This is a genomic window from Candidatus Synechococcus spongiarum (assembly GCF_900047545.1).
Classification (GTDB): Bacteria; Cyanobacteriota; Cyanobacteriia; order PCC-6307; family Cyanobiaceae; genus Synechococcus_B; species Synechococcus_B spongiarum_C.
Window position 1 is genome coordinate 1 of the sequence record NZ_FITM01000109.1, and the last position, 2,589, is coordinate 2,589.

At 60.0% G+C, this 2,589-nt stretch carries 4 protein-coding genes; all 4 read left to right on the plus strand.

The window, feature by feature from the left end:
• Window positions 1-56 precede the first annotated feature (56 nt).
• The 4 genes from rplJ to FLM9_RS08795 all read left to right on the plus strand — a co-directional run bounded on the left by rplJ (window position 57) and on the right by FLM9_RS08795 (window position 1,914).
• On the plus strand, window positions 57-602 hold the full coding sequence (gene rplJ / locus FLM9_RS04735) for a 50S ribosomal protein L10 (protein ID WP_074457501.1): 546 nt from the start codon (window positions 57-59) through the stop codon (window positions 600-602).
• 41 nt (window positions 603-643) lie between these two features.
• A complete protein-coding gene (rplL, locus tag FLM9_RS04740) occupies window positions 644-1,039 on the plus strand; it encodes a 50S ribosomal protein L7/L12 (protein ID WP_074457499.1) in 396 nt (131 codons plus the stop codon).
• Window positions 1,040-1,239: 200 nt separating this feature from the next.
• Complete coding sequence (locus tag FLM9_RS04745; protein WP_074457500.1) at window positions 1,240-1,707, plus strand: ribonuclease H family protein; 468 nt, start codon at window positions 1,240-1,242, stop codon at window positions 1,705-1,707.
• A 42-nt stretch (window positions 1,708-1,749) separates the two neighbouring features.
• Window positions 1,750-1,914 (plus strand): hypothetical protein, encoded by a 165-nt coding sequence (locus FLM9_RS08795; protein WP_438801334.1) that lies wholly within the window; start codon window positions 1,750-1,752, stop codon window positions 1,912-1,914.
• The last annotated feature ends 675 nt before the right edge of the window (window positions 1,915-2,589 follow it).

Sequence of the window (2,589 nt, forward strand, 5' to 3'; positions counted from 1 at the left end):
TCGTTGACCTTGCGTTCGGGGCGGGGTGCCTGCTGTTGTCCCGCCATTCCCGAATCATGGGTCGCACACTAGAGAGCAAGCAACAGGTGGTTGCCCAGCTTCGCCAGCTTCTGGATCAAGCCGACCTGGCTCTGGTGCTGGATTACAAGGGCCTCTCCGTCAAGGAGATGGGTGATCTCCGCTCCCGATTGCGGGAGTACTCCGGCACCTGCAAGGTGGCCAAGAACAGCTTGATGCGCCAGGCCATTGGCACGGATTCTGCCTGGACAGGCCTGGATCCGCTGCTCACAGGCGCCAATGCCTTCGTTCTCGTGAAGGACGATGTGGGCGGCGCCATCAAAGCCGTGCAAGCCTTCCAACAGGAGACCAAAAAGTCGGACATCAAGGGTGGCCTGTTGGAGGGCCGTCTTTTGTCTGAGGAGGATCTCAAGGCGGTTGGCAAGCTTCCCTCCCGGGAGGTGCTCATTGCCCAGATTGCCGGCGCCCTCAACGGTGTTGCCACCCAGTTGGCCATGGCCATCAAGGAAGTGCCCGCCGGCCTTGCTCGCGCCCTGCAGCAGCACGCTGACGGTGAGGCACTCTCCCCTCCACCGGTGGACTGAGATCCGCACCTCTCTTCCCCATTTATCCCTGAATTTCAACCATGTCTACCAAAACCGACCAGATTCTCGAATCGCTCAAGTCGTTGTCCCTGCTGGAAGCCGCTGAGCTGGTCAAGCAGATTGAGGACGTCTTCGGTGTGTCTGCCGCCGCCGCGGCCGGTGTGGTGATGGCTGCCCCTGGTGCCGCCGCCCCTGGTGCTGAGGCCGAGCCCGCCGAGGAGCAAACGGAATTTGCCGTTCATCTGGAGGGCTTTGAAGCCACCGCCAAGATCAAAGTGCTCAAGGCGGTGCGGGAGGCCACAGGTCTGGGTCTGGCGGAAGCCAAGGCTCTGGTGGAGAAAGCCCCCACCCTGGTCAAGGAAGGCCTGCCCAAGGAGGCCGCCGAAGAACTCCAGAAGAAGATCGAAGCCGTTGGTGGTCAGGTGGCTGTCAAGTAAGCTCCCAAAGGAAATCCCCCCAGTTATTGGCTGGGGGGGTTGAGTTGAGTCAGGCTTGAGGAGTCTGTCCTTCGTTTCGACCCTTAGCCTGAGCACACTCCTCACACGATTAAAAACCTTACACGAGTTGAATGGCTTTGTCCAGACCCTCGGCAACAACCCCTTTCAGGCCAACAAGCCTGAGCCGACAACCCCTCGTCATGGCCAAACCCCACCTGATTACCGCTGCTTGTGACGGGGCCTGCAGTGGCAATCCCGGTCCTGGGGGCTGGGCCTATCTGCTGCGCTTCGACGACGGCAGTGTGGAAGAGGGGGGTGGCTCCTGTGAGAACACCACCAACAACCGCATGGAGATGCAGGCCGCCCTGGCCCTGCTGCAACGGATCGCCCAGGAGCCCCGCCAGCCTGGGTTCACCATCCGCACCGACAGCACATACCTGATTCAGGGCTTTAGCCAGTGGCTCAAGGGCTGGAAACAGAAGGGCTGGAAGAGATCCGATGGGCAGCCCGTGAAGAACCGTGACCTCTGGGAAAAACTGGACCGGGCACGCCTGCCGGGGGTGATGTTGACCCACGTCAAGGGCCACAGCGGTGATGCGGATAACGAACGGGTGGATGCCATCGCCGTTGCCTTCAGGGACGGGAAGCAGCCCATGCTGCGCTCATAGTCCTAGCCGTCCACGTCCCATCAACCTGGTGGCGGTGAGCCCATGGATCTTGCCCCGACCCCATCGCGGTTGCAGCAGTTACTGACCCGGATGGAGATGGCGGACCGTTTGGCGGCAGGAGGCTATGAACTTACCACGGCGGAACTGGCCCAGTTGGTGGAGATACCCCACATGGAACTGAGTCAACACCGGCAGCCCTGGATCTGACGGGACTGGCAGGTCCACTCCTGCCCTGACGGGCGCTGGCGGCTGCAACGCCAACCGCTGGACATGTAAGTCTCGGGGATGATGGCCTTTGGTCACATAGGGAGGGGGAGCGTCCAAAATCAGGCAGCGCCTGGTTCCACTATCCGCGCAGGATGCCCTTTCCCTATGAAAAGCCAGTTGCTGCAGTGGCAAGAGTTGGCAGGGGCCGGTAGCCGTGATCAGAAGTGCGTGGTCCACTCAAGCTGGACCTCGTGGTCTGGCGCGTCGCCATTGTCGTTGCGCTCCCACCGGGCCACGTCGAAGGAGAGTGCAAAGGACTCCGTCTCGTCTTCGGCCAGGTGCTTCAGACTCCAGCCAACGGGATTGGTAGTTTAGGGCTGATGAGTCATTTAGGTAGGGTGGCCCATGATGGTCAGAGAGAATCTTCCAAGGCCCCCCTGGTGTTTTCTTCTCCTTGTCAAGCATGGACAAAGCAAAGCTAGACAACAGCTTCCGAGAAGATCTATTGTCCCAGTTGCTTGACAAGACTTTGATTAACAGAACTATCGAACTGTAGCGACGACCTGGGGGAGGATGGCGCCAGTGGGCAGCACCTGCTGTTAGCTCGCCTAGGCAAAGCAGCCAGCAAGAAACAGACTAAAGCGATCTGCTACATGGCGGTGATTGTACTTCCAA